General features: G+C 36.2%; 26 protein-coding genes. 11 read left to right on the top strand and 15 right to left on the bottom strand.

Going from position 1 to position 21,570, the window contains the following annotated elements:
- Positions 1 to 9 precede the first annotated feature (9 nt).
- From gerPD to AC3WTI_RS12305, 5 genes are all read right to left on the bottom strand, one after another.
- Positions 10 to 204: a spore germination protein GerPD gene (gerPD, locus tag AC3WTI_RS12325; RefSeq protein ID WP_001052807.1), complete on the bottom strand. Its 195-nt coding sequence runs from the start codon at positions 202 to 204 to the stop codon at positions 10 to 12.
- Between the two features lie 6 nt (positions 205 to 210).
- The gene (gerPC, locus tag AC3WTI_RS12320) at positions 211 to 825 is read right to left on the bottom strand and encodes a spore germination protein GerPC (RefSeq protein WP_087957703.1); all 615 of its coding nucleotides are present in this window, start codon (positions 823 to 825) and stop codon (positions 211 to 213) included.
- Positions 826 to 893: 68 nt separating this feature from the next.
- The gene (gene gerPB, locus AC3WTI_RS12315) at positions 894 to 1,100 is read right to left on the bottom strand and encodes a spore germination protein GerPB (RefSeq protein ID WP_087957704.1); all 207 of its coding nucleotides are present in this window, start codon (positions 1,098 to 1,100) and stop codon (positions 894 to 896) included.
- Between the two features lie 14 nt (positions 1,101 to 1,114).
- A complete protein-coding gene (gene gerPA / locus AC3WTI_RS12310) occupies positions 1,115 to 1,336 on the bottom strand; it encodes a spore germination protein GerPA (RefSeq protein ID WP_001111188.1) in 222 nt (73 codons plus the stop codon).
- 249 nt (positions 1,337 to 1,585) lie between these two features.
- A complete protein-coding gene (locus tag AC3WTI_RS12305) occupies positions 1,586 to 1,765 on the bottom strand; it encodes an aspartyl-phosphate phosphatase Spo0E family protein (protein ID WP_000462845.1) in 180 nt (59 codons plus the stop codon).
- Between the two features lie 246 nt (positions 1,766 to 2,011).
- On the opposite strand from AC3WTI_RS12305, the gene AC3WTI_RS12300 reads away from it, so the two are divergent.
- A complete protein-coding gene (locus tag AC3WTI_RS12300) occupies positions 2,012 to 2,911 on the top strand; it encodes a fumarylacetoacetate hydrolase family protein (RefSeq protein ID WP_253621520.1) in 900 nt (299 codons plus the stop codon).
- A 35-nt stretch (positions 2,912 to 2,946) separates the two neighbouring features.
- On the opposite strand, the gene AC3WTI_RS12295 is transcribed toward AC3WTI_RS12300, so the two are convergent.
- Positions 2,947 to 3,231 carry a hypothetical protein gene (locus tag AC3WTI_RS12295; protein ID WP_087957706.1) on the bottom strand — a complete coding sequence of 95 codons (285 nt, stop codon included), beginning with the start codon at positions 3,229 to 3,231 and terminating at the stop codon, positions 2,947 to 2,949.
- Positions 3,232 to 3,339: 108 nt separating this feature from the next.
- Positions 3,340 to 4,530, bottom strand: a complete 1,191-nt coding sequence (gene rocD, locus AC3WTI_RS12290) for an ornithine aminotransferase (RefSeq protein ID WP_087957707.1) — start codon at positions 4,528 to 4,530, stop codon at positions 3,340 to 3,342.
- Positions 4,531 to 4,680: 150 nt separating this feature from the next.
- On the opposite strand from rocD, the gene AC3WTI_RS12285 reads away from it, so the two are divergent.
- Complete coding sequence (locus tag AC3WTI_RS12285) at positions 4,681 to 5,046, top strand: YisL family protein (protein ID WP_000233492.1); 366 nt, start codon at positions 4,681 to 4,683, stop codon at positions 5,044 to 5,046.
- A 58-nt stretch (positions 5,047 to 5,104) separates the two neighbouring features.
- On the opposite strand, the gene AC3WTI_RS12280 is transcribed toward AC3WTI_RS12285, so the two are convergent.
- Positions 5,105 to 5,659: a DUF2777 domain-containing protein gene (locus AC3WTI_RS12280; protein WP_097840684.1), complete on the bottom strand. Its 555-nt coding sequence runs from the start codon at positions 5,657 to 5,659 to the stop codon at positions 5,105 to 5,107.
- Between the two features lie 239 nt (positions 5,660 to 5,898).
- Between AC3WTI_RS12280 and asnB the strand changes: the two genes are divergently transcribed.
- The 4 genes from asnB (at position 5,899) to AC3WTI_RS12260 (ending at position 10,843) form a co-directional block, all read left to right on the top strand.
- Positions 5,899 to 7,746, top strand: a complete 1,848-nt coding sequence (gene asnB / locus AC3WTI_RS12275; protein ID WP_087957709.1) for an asparagine synthase (glutamine-hydrolyzing) — start codon at positions 5,899 to 5,901, stop codon at positions 7,744 to 7,746.
- Between the two features lie 187 nt (positions 7,747 to 7,933).
- Complete coding sequence (hemH, locus tag AC3WTI_RS12270; RefSeq protein ID WP_144488387.1) at positions 7,934 to 8,893, top strand: ferrochelatase; 960 nt, start codon at positions 7,934 to 7,936, stop codon at positions 8,891 to 8,893.
- 59 nt (positions 8,894 to 8,952) lie between these two features.
- Positions 8,953 to 10,419 (top strand): catalase KatB, encoded by a 1,467-nt coding sequence (gene katB / locus AC3WTI_RS12265; RefSeq protein ID WP_048526680.1) that lies wholly within the window; start codon positions 8,953 to 8,955, stop codon positions 10,417 to 10,419.
- A 118-nt stretch (positions 10,420 to 10,537) separates the two neighbouring features.
- A complete protein-coding gene (locus AC3WTI_RS12260) occupies positions 10,538 to 10,843 on the top strand; it encodes a hypothetical protein (protein WP_097840682.1) in 306 nt (101 codons plus the stop codon).
- A gap of 185 nt (positions 10,844 to 11,028) precedes the next feature.
- Here the strand turns inward: AC3WTI_RS12260 and AC3WTI_RS12255 are convergent, their stop codons facing one another.
- Complete coding sequence (locus AC3WTI_RS12255) at positions 11,029 to 12,261, bottom strand: ammonium transporter (protein ID WP_097840681.1); 1,233 nt, start codon at positions 12,259 to 12,261, stop codon at positions 11,029 to 11,031.
- A 213-nt stretch (positions 12,262 to 12,474) separates the two neighbouring features.
- On the opposite strand from AC3WTI_RS12255, the gene AC3WTI_RS12250 reads away from it, so the two are divergent.
- Together AC3WTI_RS12250 and AC3WTI_RS12245 are read left to right on the top strand one after the other, a co-directional pair.
- Complete coding sequence (locus AC3WTI_RS12250) at positions 12,475 to 13,776, top strand: alpha-amylase family glycosyl hydrolase (protein ID WP_492304367.1); 1,302 nt, start codon at positions 12,475 to 12,477, stop codon at positions 13,774 to 13,776.
- Positions 13,777 to 14,014: 238 nt separating this feature from the next.
- The gene (locus AC3WTI_RS12245; protein WP_087957713.1) at positions 14,015 to 14,896 is read left to right on the top strand and encodes a helix-turn-helix domain-containing protein; all 882 of its coding nucleotides are present in this window, start codon (positions 14,015 to 14,017) and stop codon (positions 14,894 to 14,896) included.
- A 701-nt stretch (positions 14,897 to 15,597) separates the two neighbouring features.
- Here AC3WTI_RS12245 and AC3WTI_RS12240 read toward each other — a convergent pair.
- Positions 15,598 to 16,089: a YajQ family cyclic di-GMP-binding protein gene (locus tag AC3WTI_RS12240; protein ID WP_001040146.1), complete on the bottom strand. Its 492-nt coding sequence runs from the start codon at positions 16,087 to 16,089 to the stop codon at positions 15,598 to 15,600.
- A gap of 389 nt (positions 16,090 to 16,478) precedes the next feature.
- Here AC3WTI_RS12240 and AC3WTI_RS12235 point away from each other — a divergent pair, with 389 nt between their 5' ends.
- Positions 16,479 to 17,333 carry a CvfB family protein gene (locus tag AC3WTI_RS12235; RefSeq protein ID WP_087957714.1) on the top strand — a complete coding sequence of 285 codons (855 nt, stop codon included), beginning with the start codon at positions 16,479 to 16,481 and terminating at the stop codon, positions 17,331 to 17,333.
- Positions 17,334 to 17,384: 51 nt separating this feature from the next.
- Here AC3WTI_RS12235 and prsA read toward each other — a convergent pair whose 3' ends face one another.
- Positions 17,385 to 18,242, bottom strand: a complete 858-nt coding sequence (gene prsA, locus AC3WTI_RS12230; protein WP_087957716.1) for a peptidylprolyl isomerase PrsA — start codon at positions 18,240 to 18,242, stop codon at positions 17,385 to 17,387.
- A gap of 129 nt (positions 18,243 to 18,371) precedes the next feature.
- Positions 18,372 to 18,503, bottom strand: coding sequence for a DUF3941 domain-containing protein (locus AC3WTI_RS12225; RefSeq protein ID WP_001120847.1), 132 nt, complete (start codon positions 18,501 to 18,503; stop codon positions 18,372 to 18,374).
- A 100-nt stretch (positions 18,504 to 18,603) separates the two neighbouring features.
- Here AC3WTI_RS12225 and AC3WTI_RS12220 point away from each other — a divergent pair, with 100 nt between their 5' ends.
- Entirely contained in the window at positions 18,604 to 19,461 is an 858-nt protein-coding gene (locus AC3WTI_RS12220) for a YitT family protein (protein WP_097840678.1), read from the top strand.
- A gap of 25 nt (positions 19,462 to 19,486) precedes the next feature.
- Here AC3WTI_RS12220 and AC3WTI_RS12215 read toward each other — a convergent pair whose 3' ends face one another.
- From AC3WTI_RS12215 to AC3WTI_RS12205, 3 genes are all read right to left on the bottom strand, one after another.
- Positions 19,487 to 19,684, bottom strand: a complete 198-nt coding sequence (locus AC3WTI_RS12215) for a DUF3813 domain-containing protein (protein WP_000527393.1) — start codon at positions 19,682 to 19,684, stop codon at positions 19,487 to 19,489.
- The gene (locus AC3WTI_RS12210) at positions 19,685 to 19,825 is read right to left on the bottom strand and encodes a hypothetical protein (protein WP_000516816.1); all 141 of its coding nucleotides are present in this window, start codon (positions 19,823 to 19,825) and stop codon (positions 19,685 to 19,687) included. It abuts the gene before it with no gap.
- Positions 19,826 to 19,930: 105 nt separating this feature from the next.
- A complete protein-coding gene (locus AC3WTI_RS12205) occupies positions 19,931 to 20,740 on the bottom strand; it encodes a Cof-type HAD-IIB family hydrolase (RefSeq protein ID WP_087957718.1) in 810 nt (269 codons plus the stop codon).
- A 491-nt stretch (positions 20,741 to 21,231) separates the two neighbouring features.
- Here AC3WTI_RS12205 and AC3WTI_RS12200 point away from each other — a divergent pair, with 491 nt between their 5' ends.
- Entirely contained in the window at positions 21,232 to 21,411 is a 180-nt protein-coding gene (locus AC3WTI_RS12200) for a YjzC family protein (protein WP_000531421.1), read from the top strand.
- Positions 21,412 to 21,570 lie beyond the last annotated feature (159 nt).

Here is a 21,570-nt window from a genome sequence, read left to right as displayed (position 1 = left end):
TCAGTCTCCTTAACCTGGAGTAGGAGGGACATCTGTGACTAATGGTACAAATGGACCCTCTGTAACAGTTTCGAATGGTGTATCAAGAATAGAAGATAAAATGAGGAGATTTGCATCCCCGATTAAAAAGAGTGCGGACGACGATACACCGTTCATTTTAATCTGTCCGACTTTTAATTCACGATTTACAACGTTAAGATTCATACATACTTACTCCTTTCGGAAATTGCCCGGTATGTGTTGAATAAAAGAGAGGAAGGCTTTGTCAATATCATGTTTCATTGCTTGAATAATGATATCTCGTAAATAATCTGGATCTGTTGAAATCCCTTCATATGATTGCGCTTGTGTTAAATAATAAGGAAGTCTATGCTCCATCTGTTTTTTTATGTCATCCACCATCATTTGTCGATACATTTCATCGAGCGGTGTTCTCTCTTCTTGTTCAAAATGGAGAATTCGATTATATGCTTCTTCATCTAAGTAACGATGCATTTCTTGAAGGATACCTTGGTAAAAGTCTGGATTTGTATCTGTTTCAGGATTTACTTTTAATGTTTCTGTATCCACTTGGAAATCTTCAATTTGCTGTCCTTTTGCTGAAAACGGATTTAAACCAATATTTAAAGTACCATTTAAATTTTCTACTTTTAATTGATCGAATTTGTATTCCACTTTTCCTATAGAAGAGGAGGGGCGATTTTTTAATTCGTTAAGCTCTTCTTGTAGTTGGCGCACTTGATCCTCTAAATTCAGGATGGATGCTTGTTGTATTTGAAGAGCTTGTTGAAGTTGGTGTAAGTAAGTATATATATCTTGATTCATTTTGTGAAACCTCCTTTTCAATAGGGAGGGTAAATATATTCCTGCTATATATTTATGACAAGGATGTCTTAAGAAGAACTAGTTGATGGTTTGATAGAAATAATTTGTCCTTTCGCCTGTAATGGGCGAAGGGGTTCTGTAAATCCACCAGTATTTGAGAATTTAGATAGGGCTTTAATGCTTCCGGCAGTACCGATTTGGAATACAGAAGAGGTTGTAATGCTATCAATTCTAATGCTGTTAATAATGATGCTTTGGTTTACGTAAAAATTCAATCCAATCGCCTCCTTTAAGTTGAACCAATTATCGCTTGATCAACGACATCTGAATCATTAACAGTCGTTGCACTTTGATAATTGTAGACAGAAACGTTATCTCCAACATTAAAAGAGCCGGCCCCCGCAAAAGCACGTGAATAACTAATAGGCCTAATCGCAAATACATCTCCAATATGAAAAATACCACTTGATCCAATATTGACGATACGAATATGTCCGACCATAGCTGGCATACAAAACACCTTTCGTTTTTAAAATTTTCTTTTCTACTATTGTATGGGCGTTTTCAATAAAATGTGTGTTTTTTTGAAATAAAGTGAAACTTTAATCAGTGGGGGTTTTCTTCATCGCTCACTGATTATTAGCCCTCACCAATCGGACTTTTATGGGCAGCCCGACCCCCGCCTAAATTCTTTGCTTTCGCTGCATTTTGAGGTGGGGGTCTTACTGCCCATTAAAGCGGGATAAAAGAAACACACACGTTATTGCGTGTGTGTATCGAGTGTTTGATTAGGGTGAAAATCCGTATGTACATGCCAAATTACATTTAAGAGCCTGTCCAGTTCTTGGCTACAATCCACTGTTTTTTGAGAAGTCATTCCATAGCGTTCAGCAAAATAAATCATTTTTTCACGTTTTTTTTCAATCGCTTGCTCAAACATTGAAATCGGCTCCATCTCTAAATGAAATTTTTAGTATATATGTAGTACATATTATACAAAAACCCCATAAAAAAGAAACACCTTCGCTAAAAAAAGTAAAATTTCTACATTTTATGCCAAATACAAAGAAGTAACGAATAGAATATGAGAAGAATATTGTAAAAATTAGCGTGCATGAGAAGGTTTTTTTCTTACGGATGCGAATACAATTAAAGGGTATGAGTTTTAGGATGGAGAGTGGAAATATTGCGTTTGGTAACGGCGAAAAAAGAAGAAAAGGTATTTGTAGGTGTTGTGGATGAAGAGGAAGAAAAGGTATTACATGTAAGAGAAGCGCAAAGACAAAAAGGGGAAAAGGTTACGATTCCGATTACAATGCTAGAGTGTATTGAAAGAGGAACCGAATGCTTTGAAAAAATATGTGATATTGTAAATTGGGCGAAGGAAAATAAAGGGGCGGCGTATTATCCGTTAACTGAGGTGAAAATATTAGCACCAATTCCAAGGCCAAGGAAGAATATTCTTTGCGTTGGAAAAAATTATCGTGAGCATGCGATAGAAATGGGCGGAGTAGAGTCAATTCCAGAAAATATAATGATCTTTACGAAAGCGCCAACGACAGTTATTGGAATGGATGAAAAAATTAATAGTCATCCCCACGCAACGAATGAACTAGACTATGAAGGAGAACTAGCTATCATCATTGGTAAGCGAGGGAAACAAATAAAAAAAGAAAAAGCGCTTGAGCATGTTTTTGGTTACACCATTATAAATGATATAACTGCTCGTGATATTCAAAGGAAGCATAAACAATTTTTCCTTGGAAAAAGTTTCGATACATTTTGTCCGATGGGACCGTATTTAATTCATAAATCAATGGTTGAAGCGCCAAACGCGTTACACATTGAAACGGTAGTAAATGGGGAAGTAAGGCAAACTTCAAATACAAATAAAATGATTTTTTCAATAGAAGAAATCATTTCAACGATAAGTAAAGGTATGACATTAGAACCAGGAGATATAATCGCAACAGGAACGCCGGCTGGTGTCGGAAAAGGTTTCAAACCACCGAAGTTTTTACATGCTGGTGATGAAGTTGTCGTTACAGTAGAAGGAATTGGTACTTTACGAAATGTAGTGAAGTGAAGAAAAGGGCTATCTTACTAATAGATAGCTCTTTTTTATGACCATGGGCTATTGAAAAAATCTATAATAGCATAAATATATAATCCGATGAGTAGTAACGTACAAATCCCGATTAGCATAACGGCAAGAGAACTTCTTTCACGGCCAAACCCGATAGCTGTAAGGAAAACAGCAGTCCAAAATGAGATTTTTAGTAGCATGAATGTATGAGGTGTTGAGTAGTGACGGAGTAATGTTGTATATAATAAGAATCCGATGAATGTAATAGAAATGAGAATAGTAGCTAAATAGTTAATATGTTTGCCGTATTTCAAAAGCATACAATTATCCCCCTTTGTAAAAAAAGATTGAATATTCAATCTAAATTTACAATAAACTACTAAAAAAAGAAAGAGGTTGTCCCAACATGTAGGACAACCTCTCTATTATTACGATAATACCGTTTTAATTTTTTGGAAAGCCCACTCTAAATCTTCTTCAGAGATTACTAGAGGTGGTGCGATACGAATTACATTTTCGTGTGTTTCTTTACATAATAGACCAGCTGCTTTTAGTTGTTCACAGTAAGGACGAGCTGGCTCGTTTAATTCGATACCGATGAATAAGCCTTTACCGCGAACTTCAGTAATCATTGGGTTATCAATCTCTTTTAATTGCCCAACTAATTTTTCTCCTAATTGAAGAGAACGCTCTGTTAATTTTTCTTCTTCTAACACTTCAAGAGCTGCGATAGAAACAGCACATGCAAGTGGATTACCACCGAATGTAGAGCCGTGAGAACCTGGCTCGAATACGCCTAAAATGTCGCGGTTTGCTGCTACGCAAGAAATCGGGAATACGCCGCCGCCAAGTGCTTTACCAAGTATGTACATGTCAGGAGTTACATTGTCCCAGTCACAAGCAAATACTTTACCAGTACGGCCTAAACCTGTTTGGATTTCATCTGCTACAAATAAAACGTTTTCTTTTTTACATACTTCAAGAGCTTCTTTTAAGTAACCAGCTGGTGGAATGTTAATTCCTGCTTCGCCTTGGATAGGCTCTAAAATGAATGCAGCTGTGTTTGGTGTAATAGCAGCTTTTAACGCTTCTAAATCACCGTAAGGAATTACGATAATGCCAGGAAGCATTGGACCGAATCCACGCTTGTACTCTTCGTTTGAAGACATAGAAACAGCACCCATCGTACGTCCGTGGAAGTTATCTTCACAAACGATGATTTCAGCACGGTTTGCTTCTACTTTCTTCACATCATAAGCCCAGCGGCGAGCTGTTTTAATTGCAGTTTCAACAGCTTCTGCGCCTGTATTCATTGGAAGTACCATTTCTTTATTAGTTAGTTTCGCAACTTTTTCGTACCAAGGACCTAATTGATCGCTATGGAAAGCACGAGAAGTTAACGTAACACGATTAGCTTGGTCAATTAAAGCGTTAATAATTTTTGGGTGACGATGACCTTGGTTTACTGCAGAATATGCACTTAATAAGTCCATATAGCGGTTTCCTTCAGGATCTTCTACCCAAACGCCTTCTGCTTTAGAAATAACGATTGGAAGTGGGTGATAGTTATTTGCTCCGTATGTGTCTGTAAGTTCGATAATATCCTTAGTTTGAATCATGATTGTTCCCCCTTTTGTTATTACAAGAAGTTTGTAAATACTCTAAATATTATAGCATTTAAATGTAAAAAAGCGAAACATTTCCTGAAAATAAATGAACATGTTATCATATAGAGTGAAAAAGTGTGAAAAGAGGAGGTAAGGGATACGATGGTACATATGCATATTACAGCATGGGCGTTAGGTTTAATTTTATTCTTCGTTGCGTATTCACTTTATTCAGCAGGAAGAAAAGGTAAAGGTGTACATATGGGGCTTCGTCTTATGTACATTATCATTATTGTGACAGGTTTCATGTTGTACATGGGTATTATGAAGACTGCAACAAGTAACATGCACATGTGGTATGGTTTAAAAATGGTAGCTGGTATTTTAGTTATCGGTGGAATGGAAATGGTTCTTGTGAAAATGAGCAAGAACAAAGCAACAGGGGCAGTTTGGGGGCTATTTATTGTTGCACTAGTAGCAGTATTTTACCTTGGACTGAAATTACCGATTGGCTGGCAAGTATTTTAATGAAAAATAAAACCACCTTATAATCTCAAAGACTTGGGAGATAAGGTGGTTTTTTATTTTATGTCGCATCAATATGCAACTCTTCTCCGTTTACTTTCGTAAAACGAAACACGTTTTTATTTGACGCAGCATGACGGACGAAATGATGCTGCAATGTACAAATCATCTCTTCGTTATCAAACAAAAGAATATTTACCCCTTCGCATGCTTCCTCTTTCGGTAAGAAAGATAAATAATTATGACAATACATGCAATCATATAAAGAGTAATGAAGGGATTGCAATGATTCGGTTAATAATGTAAAGACAGAGTCAGGCAATTCCTCAAGCCATTCCGTATAGCTGAGAAGTAATTTCTTTCGAATTCGTATCATTTCTCCGTTTTGCAGGTGGTGCTGTTCGTTGGCGATTTGTAATACATCTTGTTCATAGAAACGAGCTGGTAGCCAGTTGTTGTTATATAAAATTTCAAAGCCATCTTCGGCAATATCTTCTAATAAAAATGCTTCATCATTTTCATCGTCAAAGAATACCCATTCATTGTTTATATATTCTACATTACCGACCGTATGAGCGCGAGGTTGGTTATATAAAATATGGTTACGTTGTATCATACACGATTTCTCCTTTGTGAAAAGTAGTTATTTCTGTTATAGACAGTTCGCGCATTCTTTATAACTAGACACATCTAGACATAGGTGGGCATACAATAAAACACGTTTTACTGAGTGAAAATGCTATTCCGTATGTGGATAGTAGGTTATCGTCAAGTTTTTCATTTTTTAATCCGCACCCCTTAGGGTGGGGATTACTGCACGTTCAAGAAAAGAAATAAGATGGAAGGATGATTTATATGTGCGGGATTACAGGATGGGTGGATTATAAACGCTCATTAGAAGGAGAGCGGGACGTCGTTACGAAGATGGCTGAGACGTTAGCAAAGCGTGGCCCAGATGATAATAAAGTTTGGATTAAAGGCAATGTTGCATTTGGGCACAAACGGTTAATCGTTGTTGATCCTGAGGGTGGGAAACAACCGATGACTTGTTTAAAGGATGAAACGAATTATGCAATTTGCTATAATGGCGAACTGTATAACACGGAAGATATTCGAAAGGAACTATTAAGAAGAGGATATACGTTCAAAGGTCATTCTGATACGGAAGTACTATTAGCGTCCTATATTGAATGGAAAGAAGAATGTGTCGATCATTTAAACGGTATATATGCGTTTGCCGTATGGGATGAACAGAAAGAACAAGTATTTATTGCGCGAGATCGATTAGGTGTAAAGCCGCTATTTTTTAAATATGATAGTGGGCGGTTACTATTTGGTTCAGAGTTAAAAGCGATATTGGCTCATCCTGATGTGAAGGCAGAAGTAACATTAGAAGGGTTATCCGAAGTATTCGGCCTTGGACCATCTAGAACGCCTGGTCACGGTATTTATGCTGGTATAAAAGAATTACGTCCAGGTCATGCGATGACATTTTCAAAGAACGGTTTATGTATATGGAGATATTGGAATGTGGAAAGTAAAAAACATGAAGACTCCTTTGAAGAAACAGTAGAGAAAACACGCTTTTTATTACAAGATGCGATTACAAGGCAGCTCGTTTCTGATGTACCACTGTGCACTTTTCTATCAGGTGGTGTAGATTCGAGCGCGATTACAGCAATTGCCGCGAAAGAATACGCACGGTCAGGAAAAGGGCAATTACACACATACTCTGTTGATTATGAAGATAATGACAAATACTTTAAAGCGAATGCATTCCAGCCAAATTCAGATGCACCATTTATTCATTTGATGACGGATACGTTTGAAACGATTCACCATCGCTGCGTCATTTCAAATGAACAATTAGCGCAGTATTTAACAGAAGCTGTACTCGTTCGTGATTTGCCTGGTATGGCAGATATTGATTCGTCATTATTATGGTTTTGCCGTGAAATTAAACGAGATTTTGTCGTCGGTTTATCTGGGGAATGTGCAGACGAAATATTTGGTGGTTATCCGTGGTTTTATAGAGAAGATGATTTACAATCGAGTGCGTTTCCGTGGATGCGTTCTACAGAAGCACGTGAACAACTGCTAAAGAAAGAATGGAGAAATAAATTAAACTTACAACAATATGTACAGCAGCGCTATGAAGAATCCATTCAAGAAGTTCCTGTTTTAGAGGGAGAAAGCCCAATTGAAGCAAAGAGACGACAATTATTTTACTTGAACATGGTATGGTTTATGACAACATTATTAGACAGAAAAGACCGTATGAGCATGGGCGCAAGCTTAGAAGTGCGTGTTCCGTTTGCGGATCACCGACTTGTCGAATATGCGTGGAATATTCCTTGGGAAATGAAAATGTATAAAAACCGCGAAAAAGGTCTATTGCGTAAAGCGTTAGAAGGATTACTTCCAAATGACATCTTATATAGAAAGAAGAGTCCGTATCCGAAAACGCATAATCCGCACTATACGAAAGCAGTCACAGTATGGCTACAAGATTTATTAACGGATAAAGGTTCAATTTTACACGAACTATTTGATAAAGAGCAGCTGAGCGGATTAATTGAGTCAGGCGGTAGTGCATTTCAATCACCTTGGTTCGGTCAATTAATGACAGGCCCTCAACTTTTAGCTCATTTAGCGCAAATTCATGTTTGGTTTAAAGAATATGGGGTAAATATTAAAGAATAGAAGAAAAGCGACTTACTTTTATGTAAGTCGCTTTTTATTAAATAAATTGTCAAATAAAATTAAAAATCATATTAGAAAAAATATTTATTTAGAATAATTATTTTGACGTACTTATTATTAGTTGTTATAATTGGAAACAAATGTTCTTGAAAAAGATTCTCATTTACAAAATTGAGGTGTTATATAGATGACAAAGAAAAAAATAGGTTTACTCGTAATGGCGTATGGAACGCCAGAATCATTAGATGACGTAGAAGCGTACTACACACATATTCGCCACGGTCGTAAACCTTCCGAAGAAGCACTTCAAGACTTAATCGGGCGCTATAAAGCGATTGGTGGAATTTCACCACTTGCAAAAATTACGAAAGAGCAAGCGCATAAATTAACAGATTCTATGAATAATATATTTACAGAGTATGAATTTACTTGCTACTTAGGCTTAAAACATATTGCTCCATTTATAGAAGATGCAGTAGAAGAGATGAAGCGCGATGGAATTGAGCAGGCGATTAGTATCGTATTAGCGCCGCACTATTCTACATTTAGCATTAAAGCGTATAATGACCGTGCGATTCGTCTTTCAAAAGAAATCGGTGGTCCTGTTATTGAACCAATTGAACAATGGTACGATGAACCGAAATTTATTTCCTATTGGGCAGATCAAATAAAAGAAACATTTACAAAGATTGAAGATAAAGAGAAAGCGGTCGTAATTTTTTCAGCGCATAGTTTGCCAGAGAAAATTATTGCGGCAGGGGACCCGTATGTGGAGCAATTGCAGCATACAGCAGATTTAATTGCGGAGGCTGCCGATATTCAAAACTATACAATTGGTTGGCAAAGCGCTGGAAATACGCCTGATCCATGGATTGGACCGGATGTGCAAGATTTAACGAGAGATTTATTTGAAGAGCATGGATATGTATCTTTCGTATATTGCCCAGTTGGGTTTGTCGCAGAGCATTTAGAAGTTTTATATGACAACGATTATGAGTGTAAAGTTGTAACTGATGAATTAAATGCCGCATATTTTAGACCAAATATGCCAAATTCACAAGCTGTATTTATCGATTGCTTAGCTGAAATTGTTTCCAAAAAAATGAAGGAAATAGTTGACAAGAACTTAGTTTTGAATAATAATTAGTTTATAATAATTTTAAATAAATAATAATTACTGTGAAGTAAAGAGGAGGATCCCCCTAAATGAATCCAAATAATCGCTTAACAACAAACCAAGGTGCTCCAGTTGGAGACAACCAAAACTCTCGTACAGCTGGTCGCCGTGGACCGGTATTATTAGAAGACTATCATTTAGTAGAAAAACTTGCGCACTTTGATCGTGAACGTATTCCAGAGCGTGTTGTGCATGCACGTGGTGCAGGTGCACACGGTGTATTTGTAACGAAAAACAGCATGAAGCAATATACGAAAGCAGCATTTTTACAAAATGAAGGAACTGAAACGCCTGTATTTGTTCGTTTCTCAACGGTTATTCATGGTCAAGGTTCTCCCGAAACAGCTCGTGACCCACGCGGGTTCGCTGTTAAATTTTATACAGAAGAAGGAAATTACGATATCGTAGGTAATCATTTACCAGTCTTCTTCATTCGTGATGCAATTAAATTCCCTGATATGGTGCATTCTTTAAAACCAGCACCGGATACAAATATTCAAACGCCAGATCGTTACTGGGATTTCATGACGTTAAGTCCAGAATCTACACATATGATGACATGGGTGTTCTCTGATTACGGTACACCAGCAAGCTATCGCGAAATGGAAGGTTTCGGTGTCCATTCATTTAAATGGATTAATGCAGAAGGTAAAATTGTCTACATTAAATATCACTGGAAACCACAGCAAGGTGTACGTAACTTAAATGCAAAAGAAGTGCAAGAAGTACAAGGAAAAGACTTCAACCATGCAACTCGTGACTTGTTCGATGCAATCGAAAAAGGAAATTATCCGAAGTGGGATTTACACGTACAAGTGATGCAACTAGAAGAAACAGATTCTTTAGATTTCGATCCATTAGATCCAACGAAAGTGTGGCCTGAAGATCGCTTCCCATTAATTGAAGTAGGAACAATGACATTAAATCGTAATCCGAAAAACTTCTTTGCAGAAGTAGAACAAGTGGCGTTCTCTCCAAGTGCAACTGTAAATGGTATTGAACCATCTGAAGATAAATTATTACAAGGTCGTTTATTCTCTTACCCAGATACGCAGCGTTACCGTCTTGGTGCAAACTATCTACAAATTCCTGTAAACTGCCCATACGCAGCTGTTCATAATCAACAACGTGATGGGGCAATGCAAATCAATCAAAACCCATCTACAATCAACTACGAACCGAGCCGTCATGCTGAAAATCCAGTTGAAGACCCAGCTTACCGCGATTCAACTATGAAAGTAGAAGGCTACGTATCTCGTGAAAAAATTGACAAACCAAATGACTTCAAACAAGCGGGTGAGCGTTACCGTTCATTCTCTAAAGAAGAGCAAGACAACTTAATTGCAAACTTAACAAATGACTTAAAAGACGTAAATGAACGCACGAAATTATTAGCCGTTTGTAACTTCTTCCGTGCAGATCAAGAGTATGGAATGCGTTTAGCACAAGCGTTAAATGTTGATATTACGCAATATGTGGGAAATGCTCCTAAATAAATAGGAAAAGACGACTGTGAAACGGTCGTCTTTTTTATGTGTAAAATATGTTTTACATACGAGGCGAAAGATGCTATACTCTTGTCAAATAAGTTTTACATATAAGAGGTGTATTTTGATGGATGTTTTGATTTTTATTATTGCCCTAAGTGTCTTTTTATTTGTAGTATTTGCTATTATAAAAATGTTTATAGCCATTGGAAAACAAGGTGATGAGCGTGCTACGTTTATAAAAAATAAAGCGATGGCTGAGACATTTAAAATAGCGATGGGGCTAATGGTGCTTGAGATGATTCCCTTTATTTATCATCGTTTTAATGAAACGATAGGAACACCGTTTAATCCGGTTCGTTTTTTAGCTGTGATAGCAATTGCGTTTCTTATTATATTAAGTTTGAATAAAAGTAAGTATGGTGATTCGTAAGTTATGCCGGGGTATTTTTCTGTTTCGTCATTCGGAATTTGTTGGTAAATCAATATATCGTGTCGAAACGTCGATATATCCGAAGGATCACTGATATATTCACTAAAATACTAGATGGAATATACAGTGCCAGCAACTACAATAAAAAGAGATGCAATCTATTACCGATAGATTGCATCTCTTTTTTAGTTCACTCGCTCCGTATATTCATAAGCTTTCTCCCCATGCATCGAAATATCAAGGCCCATATGTTCTTCGTGCTCATCTACCCGAACGGGGAGGAAGAAGTTAATCGCTTTAATAATGGCATACGTCATGATGATCGTGAATGCATATGTTGCGCCGATTGCTACAAGTTGTTTGGACAGTAAAGCGGCGTTTCCGTAAAATAATCCGTTCGCACCATCGCTGTTTACAGTAGTAGTTGCAAATAGTCCTGTCGCAATGCCGCCCCAAGTTCCGCCGATGCCGTGGCATCCGAATGCATCGAGTGTGTCGTCGTATCCAAATTTTGTTTTTAAGAAAAAGACTGCTCCGAAGCATAATACGCCGCCGATCGCTCCGATAAGAAGAGCGGAGAAAGGTGTAACGAACCCGCAAGCTGGTGTAATAGCGACTAAACCGGAAACGACTCCGCAAGCAGCTCCCATCGCAGTCGGTTTTGATTGAAAGAACCATTCTGAAAGCATCCAAGTTAATGCGGAGGCAGCGGCGGCTATATTTGTGTTAATAAATGCAGTTAAAGCTACATCATTTAAAGATAATGCGCTACCGACGTTAAAACCGAACCAGCCGAACCATAGTAAACCTGCGCCTAACATCGTAAATGGTAAATGGTGAGGAGAAGAACCGTTTATGTTTTTTCGTTTCCCTAGGAAAATAGCTAATACAAGGCCAGCGACGCCAGATGTAATATGAACGACATTACCACCAGCGAAGTCTAACGCGCCAAGCTCTCTTAGCCACCCACCAACGCCCCATACCCAATGAGCTACAGGATTGTAAACGATTGTTGTCCATAGAAGGATAAAAATAAGGAAAGCTGAAAATCGCATTCTTTCGGCGAATGCACCTGAAATTAAAGCGGGAGTTAAAATAGCAAACATAAGCTGGAACATCATAAATAAATTGTGAGGAATAGTAGATGAGTAGTCTGGATTTGGTGCGTAGGTAACTCCGTTTAAACCGAACCAATCGAGTGTGCCGATAAGTCCGTGCCAATCTGGTCCGAATGATAAAGAATAACCAATTACAATCCATTGAATCGAAACGATAGCCATTGCGCTATAACTATGCATTGTCGTACTAAGTACGTTTTTACTGCGAACCATGCCCCCATAAAAAAGTGCCAATCCTGGTGTCATTAACATGACCATTACTGTTGATACAAACATAAAAACAGTATCTCCCGTATTCATTCTCTCTCCTCCTATAATGTTAGAAAATGTAACATTAATTTGTTATGTTTCATATCATATTCGAAATAAAAAGAAAAATCAACTAAAAATTCAGAAAACTTTTTGGTTTGTGTTAGAAAAACTAACATGAGATAATTTGAGAAGAATGAAATCAACGTATGCGATTCGTTTGGATAATTGGTATAATATTCTTACAATTAAAAAACATGGGGGATGCGTGTGGGGAAAATACATACTAGGAAACTGTTCATTTATTTTTGTTTAGCTGTCGTTTTATTTGTACCAATACATACGTTTGCAGATGAAAAAAGAGAGTGGCGAGACGAAGTTATATATTCCATTATGATTGATCGCTTTAATAATGGAAAACCGAAAAATGACAAACAGTTAGAAGTTGGTAATTTAGAAGGATATCAAGGCGGAGATATAAGAGGGATTATAAAAAGACTGGATTACATAAAAGAAATGGGATTTACCACTGTTATGCTTTCTCCGCTTTTTGAAAGTGGAAATTACGATGGATTAGACGTGCACAATTTTCAAAAGGTAAATGAACATTTCGGAACAGAAAATGATGTGAAAGAACTTGTACAAGCTGCTCACGCAAAAGGAATGAAAATTGTACTTCAATTTCCGCTTGGAGAGAACGAACAACAAGTCATCGACGCGATGAAATGGTGGATCAAAGAAGTCGATTTAGATGCAAGTTATGTAATACATAGTGAAAAAAAGTCGCGTTCTTTCTGGGATGACGTGCAAAAAGATATGCAAGCGATAAAGAAAGATTTTCGTATTATGACAAAAGAAGATAGTGAATACAACGAAAAAATAGTAGGAGCGTTTTCTAAAGCGGACGTATCGGTGAAAGCTTTATATGATATGAGTAAAAAAGACGGGGAATCCACTACATTTTTAGATAATCAAGATACGAAAAGATTTGCTCGTATTGCAAAAGAGAATATGAACTATCCACCATCTCGCTTGAAACTAGCCCTTACATATTTATTAACATCACCAGGTATTCCGAATTTTTATTACGGAACTGAAATTGCATTAGATGGAGGGGATATCCCGGATAATAGACGACTAATGGATTTCAAATCAGATGAAAAATTTATGCAGCACATAACGAAACTCGGTGAGCTTAGACAAGCGAGACCATCTCTACGACGCGGTACGTTTGAGCTTCTGTACGATAAAGATGGAATGAGTGTACTAAAGAGAAAGTATAAAGATGAAGTGACAATAGTAGCGATTAATAATACAAAAGAAACACAAAAAGTTGCTTTACCTGTAAGTGCAATTGGTGAAAAACAAGAGTTACGAGGATTGTTAGAGGATGAAATTATAAGAAAAGAAAACGGAAATTTTTATCTTGTTTTAAAGCGTGAAGAGTCAAATGTGTATAAAGTTAACGGGGAAACAGGTGTGAATTGGCTATTTATCTCTTTAATCGTTGGTGTGAACGTATTGTTTATTGCGTTTTTACTTGCGGTTAAAAAGAGACGGAAATGAGTAGCTCTTAATAAGTGTGAAAAGGCCTCTAATGAGAGGTATTCCCAGGCTAAGGAGACAACTTTCTCCCTAGTCTGTTTTTCTATGAAGTAAGACTCTCACTTCGAAATGCAGCTGAGTAAAGAAGTGAAAAGTCTGTAAGAACAAACAATAATTGCAACTATACGAATTTTACATTACATTAAAGGATGAAAAATAGTCTTATACTCATTAAGGATTACACATTTGAGGAGGAAAAATGGAATTTTACGATTTGGGTATTACCATTAAAGAACTTAGAGTGAAAAAGAATATATCACAATCTGAATTGTGTCATGGAATATGTTCACAAAGTCAAATTAGCAAAATAGAAAAAGGTATGATTTTTCCATCGAGTATATTGTTATATCAACTATCTGAAAGACTTGGTATTGATCCGAATAATATATTTGCACTAACTCAAAATAAAAGATTGAAATATGTAGAAAATGTAAAATGTGTAATAAGAGATTGCATAAAGCAAAAACAATATACAGAACTTTATGAGATAGTAAAAAAAGAAAAAGATGAAAATGCTTTCCAGACAAAAGAAGATAAACAATTTCTACTATGGCATGAAGCAATTGCTATATTTATGGTGAATAGATCAACAAAAACGGCTCTAGATCTTTTAAATAATGCATTAAAACTAACGTTAACCAATGCTGATTTTTTATCAGAAAGAGAAATAGATATTATGCAGACAATGTCCATATTTTATGCGGAAAATAAAGAGTATGAAAAAAGTATTGATATATTAAGAAAATGTTTAACTAACTTTAATAAGTTAGATTTTCCTAGAGATAGAGAAATTAAATTAAAAATCATTTTTAATTTAGCGAACTGTTTAGGTCAGGCATATCAACATGAAGAGGCAATGAAATACCTTGATAAGGGCATCAAATTAGCTATTAATCTAAACACGTTATACCTATTAGGTGAACTATACTATTTAAAGGGCTGGAATTTATTAAGGATTAAAGAACATAATGAAGAAGATGTTGTTGATAACATGAAAAAAGCATTATTTATATTTGAACTAACAGAAAAAGAGCATTATATAAAAAGGATTAAAGAAAAATATTTAAAAAAACATCTATAAATCCTTAAAAATTCCTTATACATAGAACAAAACCTACAGGGGAAATTCCCGTAGGTTTTACGCTTATAAACATCTTATTATTTTCTATAAACTTGATTCTAAAACCGTTTTTTTTTTTTTTTTTTTTTTTTTTTGAAGTTTGTATCCTTGTTAATAATTTATATTTCCGTCTATATAGTATTAAAATTAAGTTAATGCGATTATCGCATTACATATGTTTCTTATACCAAGCTTTGTTGATGTGTTTGCACTTCGCTGGTGTTGAAGTTTTAGATTTATCCTTGATTGTAGTCATATTATTAGAACATCCTGCAATATGTAGACAGAATGTAGTTAATAAAAACCATAGTATTAATTTTTTCAAATAACCACTTCTAACTCTTTTTTAATGAATATTTTTCATAAAACAAATTCCTTACTCATTGTACATTACATGAAAGGGTGGAAAATATTCTTATACTCATAATTTGTTACATTTGAGCCGGGAGGGGGAGTTTGTATCGATTTTCAAAAGGGCTTCCTTGATTTATCCCTCCACCTTAAAATTCAGCGAAAGCAAAGAAGTTAGGTGGGGGGCTAATAATCAGTTGGGGTGAAGAAAACCCCACTGATTAAAGTTTCACTTTATGCAAACTATCCGATTGTGAGTTTCCCTACCGTTAAAAAGAAAAACATCCTCTGTGCAGAGGATGTTTTTCTTTTTAACGGTAGTTAATGAATTGTACGTCAATCGGTAAATCAGCACTGCGAACTGCAGCGATAACTGCTTGTAAGTCATCACGGCTTTTCGCTGTAACACGTACTTGGTCATCTTGTACTTGTGTTTTTACTTTTAATTTCATTTCTTTAATGATGTTGTTAATTTTTTTCGCGTTATCTTTATCGATACCTTGTTGAAGTGTTGCACGTTGGCGAACAGTATTACCAGTTGCAGCTTCAACTTTTCCGTAATCTAAGTTCTTAATTGGAACGTTACGTTTTACAAGTTTAGAAATTAGAACGTCTTTTACTTGGTCTAATTTGAACTCATCGTCAGAAGTTAAAACAAGTACTTCTTTTTCTAATTTAATATCACTTTTACTTCCTTTAAAGTCATATCGGTTTTGGATTTCCTTTAATGCGATATTAATTGCGTTTGTTACTTCAGGTAATTCTACTTTCGAAACGATGTCAAAAGAACTATCTTTTGCCATAGTTAGCACCTCCAAATAAATTTCTAATCTTTTTATGTACTGTACATACTAAAGTATAGCTGAAAACGAGTCTAGACTTAAGTGTTTTCATACTTATATTCATGTAACCTCATTTTATTATAGTGAATTTTGGGCAGTTGGACAAATAAAGGAAAAATCGTGTTATAATTAACTTTTGTTTGGAATGATAAAAATATAAAAAAGTTAATTTTACCCCGCATTAACGGGCAGTAAGACTCCCACCTAAAAATTCGACTGTAGCAAAGAAGGGAGGCGGGAGATCAACTGCCCGTAAAAGCCCGATTGGTTCAACTAATAATCAGTGGGAAGGAACAAAACCCCCACTGATTAAAGTTTCACTTTATATATAGAGAAGGGAATTAAAAAATATGTACTTACAAATAGGATCGATTGAACAGGTAACTGTTTTACGCGAAACGGAAATCGGATATATGGTTGGGAATGAAGAAGAAGAAATTTTCCTACATAAAAACGAAGTAGCTGGAGAAATTGAAGAAGGCGATACGATTGATGTATTCTTATACCTTGATCATCAAAATCGTATTTCAGCAACAATGAAAGAGCCAATTATTACAACGTATGATTGGAACTGGGTAAAGGTTGTAGAAGTTATTCCTAGTTTAGGTGTGTTTGTTGATATTGGTGTATCAAAAGATATACTAATCCCGGCTGATGAGTTCCCAATTTATATGCCAGTATGGCCAGAAGTTGGAGACGAATTATATTGTACGCTAAAATTAACGAATCGTGATCGCCTTATCGCTCTTCCGGCAAGAGACAGTGATATGCAAGAAATTATCGTAGATGCGACGCCATCTATGCGTAATAAAAACGTAAATGGACGTGTGTATCGTTCACTTCAAGTTGGTTCATTCATACTAACTGATGAGCATTTCCGTGCTTTCTTACACCATACGGAAAGAAAAGAACAAGTCCGCATCGGTGAACGTGTAACTGGTCGTATTATTGACGTGAAAGATGACGGTACAATTAACATTTCACTTCTTCCTCGTAAAGAAGAGGGAATGGAAGATGATGCTGCAGTAATTTATGCATATATGGAAGAACGAGGCGGAGCAATGCCGTTTTGGGATAAGAGTTACCCAGAAGACATTAAAGAACGTTTCAATATGAGTAAAGCTGCGTTTAAGCGTGCGCTTGGTAAGTTGATGAAAGAAGAAAAGATTTATCAAGAAGAAGGTTGGACGTACTTTAAGAAGTAAAGGAAATAAAAAGCACCACCTTATATTTTTCAAATATAAGGTGGTGCTTTTTTAATTCCCTTGTTCATGCACAAGACTAAACGTATCTTCCAAGTCACTATCGTTTATTTTAATATTTGCCTTTTTTAATTCTTTTTGTAATAGTTTTTTGCTGAATATAGGGTCAGCGAGACGCTCTTCTTCTAAGTGTTTGCGAATAGAGTCTTTCACTTCATCATAAGGTTTTAAATCTTTTTTATCAGTTAATTTAATAATATGATAACCGTTTGGTGATGTAACGGGATCGCTAATTTGTCCGACCTTTAGTTTGTAGGCAGCTGTTTCAAATTCAGGTGCCATTTTACCTGAATTAAAGTATCCAAGGTCTCCGCCTTTTTCTTTTGATAGTAGATCTTGTGATTCTTGCTTTGCTAATTCTTCAAATGAAGCACCAGCATCTAACTTTTTCTTTATTTCTTTCGCTTCGTTTTCATCGCTTACTAAAATATGGCTCGCTTTAATTTCTGGTTTATAGTGATCTTTCACGTCTTTTTCTGTAATGCTTTTCTTAATCGCTTCATTCATAGCAAGTTTGAACTTAATTTGATTTTTGAAATCAGTTTCATCTTTTAAACCATTGTTTTTCAATACGTTTTTAAATTGGTCTCCGTATTGATTTTTCGCTTTTTGTACTTCTTTATCTACATCATCGTCAGATACTGTATATTTTTTTGTGATAACGTCTTGCGCCATCATTTCGTATAGCATGTCTTTTCCGTAACGATCTTTCAACTGTTTTTCGAAGTCGCCCTTCGTAATGGTTGAGTCTGTTGCTGTAGCGACTGTATCTGAGTCGTTTTTTTGTCCACAAGCAGATAGCATTAATATACTTAGTAGTGCAGTAATAATGAAAATGTGTTTTCCTCTCATGCCAACACCTCATCCGAATATGTTATCGCTATTGTAGAATATAGAAGTGAACATGAAGTGAATTTTTAATGTTTTTTCCTGTGAAATGTAAAAAAAGTACATCAACAATATTGTTGATGTACGATGGAATCAAAGGTGATCGGTCTTTTTAGAATAGGCACGCTTACCTTGCTGAATATTTTTTTGTTCTTGCTCATTTTTTTGTGCGCGTTTTGCATTATTATCGCGTGCTTTTTTATCGTTGTCACTCGTATGTGGCATATGTATCAACTCCATTTCTAAACGTTGTACGTTTATCATTTCCTTTTTCGTAAAGACTATGTATAGCAGTGCATTCATGAATAATAAGGGTGGATTAGAAATGGATTTGAAGTTAAATTATACCGAACTTATAAAGAAGTTAATCGTAGTAATCATCGCAGGTTTGTTAAATGCGATTGGAATGAATTTATTTTTAACGCCAGCGAAAGTGTACGCGAGTGGATTTGCTGGATTATCTCAATTGTTATCACAAATATTAGGTGACTTTTTATCCATTCATATATCAACAGGGGTATTGTTTAGTTTATTTAATATTCCCGTCGTTATTTTAGCCTGGAAAAAGGTTGGAAAGGCCTTTACTTTCTTTAGTTTTCTTTGCGTTATCTTTATGACTTTGTTTCTAGAAATTATCCCAGTTAGGGCAGTTTCGAACGACATCATATTAAATGCGATTTTTGGTGGGCTTATTTCAGCAATCGGGGTAGGGATTGCTTTGAAGTGGGGGGCTTCTACAGGTGGTTTAGATATTATCGCCATGATTTTATCAAAGATTAAAGACAAGCCTGTCGGTACGTATTTTTTCTTCTTTAATGCACTGATTATTATCGCTGCGGGCTATGTGTATGGATGGGAAAAAGCATTGTATACTTTGGTAACTTTGTATGTGTCAACGCGAATCATCGATGCGATCCATACGCGTCATGTGAAGATTACAGCTTTAATCGTTACGAAGAATGGGACAGATGTCCGAAAGGCGATTCACTCGCGCTTAGTGAGGGGGATTACAACTATACCAGCAACAGGTGCTTATACGAATGAAAATAAGGAAATGTTAATGATAGTTATTACTCGTTACGAGCTATATGAATTAGAGAGGGTTATTAAACAGGTGGACCCAGGTGCATTTACAAACGTACTGCAAACGGTTGGGGTGTTTGGATTGTTTCGAAAAGATTAAAGAGGACCAAAGCTGGTCCTCTTTTTTAATGTAAATTCGTAATGTTTTGCAACTGCTCCTGCATTTCACGTAGCTGAACTTTTTCAGCTGTTGAAGAGTTTGCATAAGCAGAGTGCAACGCGTTTTTTGCTCTATATACGAGATCTTGTTGCTCGGCGCCGCTTGAACAAGATACGGCATTTGCAACAGCGTCTCTAGCTTGTTGGAATAGTAAGTTCCCCATTTAGACCCCTCCAAAAGAAGAGTTACTTCTCGCTTTTTCTGCCTCAGCTAATGTACCTCTGTACGGGAATCTTGCATCATGCTTCATAACAGCATCGGCTCCTTGTTGGATAAAACGTTTTGATTTGTTCTTTTTACCCATTCGAAAAACCCCCTTTATTTAGCTGAAAACAATCGACGCGCTGACTTATGCGTCTAATAATAGTATGAGCGTTTGGCGAGAAACTATAAGCAGGGAATTTTTAGATTACAATCCAAGAACCTCTTCTAAATATAATGCAATACCATCTTCTTCGTTCGTTAACGTCGTATGGTTTGCGAGTGATTTTAATTCAGGGATGGCATTTCCCATTGCGATGCCGTGGCCAGCAAATTCAATCATTTCAAAGTCGTTATCTTCATCACCGAAAGCGATAATTCGCTCTTGTGGAATGTTGTAATGACTAGAAATTTTTTGTAATCCGACAGCTTTATTTAATCCGCTTTTTACAATTTCAATAATCGGCCAAGGCGCGCCCCATTTTCTATGGTCAATTACTTCGGCATGCATATCAGTTAAATGTTGACGAATTGCAACGGAATGCTCGTCATGTGCGTCAATTAATAAACAAGTTGGATGATCGTTTAAAGTATTTAATAAGTCTCCTGTAAAAATCTTTGGAGAACCGAATTCGAAAATATGTTTTTTATCTTCATCAATTTCACGAACGTACACATCGTCCATTACTTCAGCGTATATATTTTTTACGCCAAAATCAAAGCAAGCTCGGACAATTTCTTGTGCTGTTGCTAGCTCAAGAGGAGAGTGATGTGTGCCCCACTTTGAATCAAGAGGATGATGTACGTAAGCGCCGTTAAAGTTTACGATTGGTGTATTCAGACCGAGCTCTTTATAGTAATCAAAACTAGCACGGAATGGACGACCTGTTGAAATAACGACAATATGTCCTTGTTCCTTTGCCTTTGCAATTGTATGTTTCGTTCGAGTGGAAATTATTTTGTTGTCTGTTAATAAAGTACCGTCTAAGTCTAATGCGATTAAATGCTGTTTGTTCATAATTTCACCTCTTATAATAATTTATTTTTGTTTCTATCTGTATTTCCGTTTTCATATGCAGAAATAAGAGGTTAAGCTGGGTGAGACCACCAAAGATGGAAACTTCACTATATATCCATCTTACGTCGCAAAGCGATGCGGTGTCTACTATTTCTCGCTGGAAATTAAGAAAAGTCAACATCTTTTTAGAAAGTTCAAACAATGTTTCTTTCATTATGGACAAATTGTGAAAAGGGTTACATTGCTCGCGTGATGAGGCTTATAATGAACATGTAATCTTCTCGTATATGTTTGACTCTCCTTTGAAACTGGCCTATAGTAGGTTGGTTTCTTTTTTTCTACAAATAGGAAAGAGGTCACTTCCTAAGCTTGTGTCATTCATGTATATGTACAAGAGCGAAATATAGTACTTGTTTCCTAAACATGACAGAAAAGCTTTCTTTTAAAATGGATATACTAATGAGGCAAGACGTCATGGAAGGAGAATGGAAATGGGACAAAATCGCAGGTTTCGTTCTGGACAAAAAGCGCCGAATGATGGCATTTATGTAGAAATTGGTGAAACGGGAAGTATGGTAAAAGATCCGCAAATGGTGAAATTAACTGCTGGTGAGAAGTTTCCAGATAACACAAATCATAACCGCCAGTGGACATATAAAAGAAAACCGTAACAGAAGCCGCAATCATTATTGCGGCTTTTTTATCGTTACAAATTATAATTCCATTTACCGTATATTTTTCAGTTGTATCATGAATGCTCCCTTTTTCTTTTTCCAATAATAAGTTTGAAAATACATAAGCAAAATTATTGTATAAAAAAGTCAGTTGGC

The organism is Bacillus sp. EB106-02-03-XG38, from assembly GCF_058792175.1.
The sequence above is the reverse complement of the archived record's forward strand: the minus strand, read 5'-3'. Positions and strand labels throughout refer to the sequence as shown.

Bases quoted from the DNA above. Each gene is read 5' to 3' on its own strand.
- gerPD (WP_001052807.1), bottom strand. From the start codon at position 204: ATGAATCTTAACGTTGTAAATCGTGAATTAAAAGTCGGACAGATTAAA.
- gerPC (WP_087957703.1), bottom strand. From the start codon at position 825: ATGAATCAAGATATATATACTTACTTACACCAACTTCAACAAGCTCTT.
- gerPA (WP_001111188.1), bottom strand. From the start codon at position 1,336: ATGCCAGCTATGGTCGGACATATTCGTATCGTCAATATTGGATCAAGT.
- AC3WTI_RS12305 (WP_000462845.1), bottom strand. From the start codon at position 1,765: ATGTTTGAGCAAGCGATTGAAAAAAAACGTGAAAAAATGATTTATTTT.
- AC3WTI_RS12295 (WP_087957706.1), bottom strand. From the start codon at position 3,231: ATGCTTTTGAAATACGGCAAACATATTAACTATTTAGCTACTATTCTC.
- rocD (WP_087957707.1), bottom strand. From the start codon at position 4,530: ATGATTCAAACTAAGGATATTATCGAACTTACAGACACATACGGAGCA.
- AC3WTI_RS12285 (WP_000233492.1), top strand. From the start codon at position 4,681: ATGGTACATATGCATATTACAGCATGGGCGTTAGGTTTAATTTTATTC.
- AC3WTI_RS12280 (WP_097840684.1), bottom strand. From the start codon at position 5,659: ATGATACAACGTAACCATATTTTATATAACCAACCTCGCGCTCATACG.
- asnB (WP_087957709.1), top strand. From the start codon at position 5,899: ATGTGCGGGATTACAGGATGGGTGGATTATAAACGCTCATTAGAAGGA.
- hemH (WP_144488387.1), top strand. From the start codon at position 7,934: ATGACAAAGAAAAAAATAGGTTTACTCGTAATGGCGTATGGAACGCCA.
- katB (WP_048526680.1), top strand. From the start codon at position 8,953: ATGAATCCAAATAATCGCTTAACAACAAACCAAGGTGCTCCAGTTGGA.
- AC3WTI_RS12260 (WP_097840682.1), top strand. From the start codon at position 10,538: ATGGATGTTTTGATTTTTATTATTGCCCTAAGTGTCTTTTTATTTGTA.
- AC3WTI_RS12255 (WP_097840681.1), bottom strand. From the start codon at position 12,261: ATGAATACGGGAGATACTGTTTTTATGTTTGTATCAACAGTAATGGTC.
- AC3WTI_RS12250 (WP_492304367.1), top strand. From the start codon at position 12,475: ATGCGTGTGGGGAAAATACATACTAGGAAACTGTTCATTTATTTTTGT.
- AC3WTI_RS12245 (WP_087957713.1), top strand. From the start codon at position 14,015: ATGGAATTTTACGATTTGGGTATTACCATTAAAGAACTTAGAGTGAAA.
- AC3WTI_RS12240 (WP_001040146.1), bottom strand. From the start codon at position 16,089: ATGGCAAAAGATAGTTCTTTTGACATCGTTTCGAAAGTAGAATTACCT.
- AC3WTI_RS12235 (WP_087957714.1), top strand. From the start codon at position 16,479: ATGTACTTACAAATAGGATCGATTGAACAGGTAACTGTTTTACGCGAA.
- prsA (WP_087957716.1), bottom strand. From the start codon at position 18,242: ATGAGAGGAAAACACATTTTCATTATTACTGCACTACTAAGTATATTA.
- AC3WTI_RS12225 (WP_001120847.1), bottom strand. From the start codon at position 18,503: ATGCCACATACGAGTGACAACGATAAAAAAGCACGCGATAATAATGCA.
- AC3WTI_RS12220 (WP_097840678.1), top strand. From the start codon at position 18,604: ATGGATTTGAAGTTAAATTATACCGAACTTATAAAGAAGTTAATCGTA.
- AC3WTI_RS12215 (WP_000527393.1), bottom strand. From the start codon at position 19,684: ATGGGGAACTTACTATTCCAACAAGCTAGAGACGCTGTTGCAAATGCC.
- AC3WTI_RS12210 (WP_000516816.1), bottom strand. From the start codon at position 19,825: ATGGGTAAAAAGAACAAATCAAAACGTTTTATCCAACAAGGAGCCGAT.
- AC3WTI_RS12205 (WP_087957718.1), bottom strand. From the start codon at position 20,740: ATGAACAAACAGCATTTAATCGCATTAGACTTAGACGGTACTTTATTA.
- AC3WTI_RS12200 (WP_000531421.1), top strand. From the start codon at position 21,232: ATGGGACAAAATCGCAGGTTTCGTTCTGGACAAAAAGCGCCGAATGAT.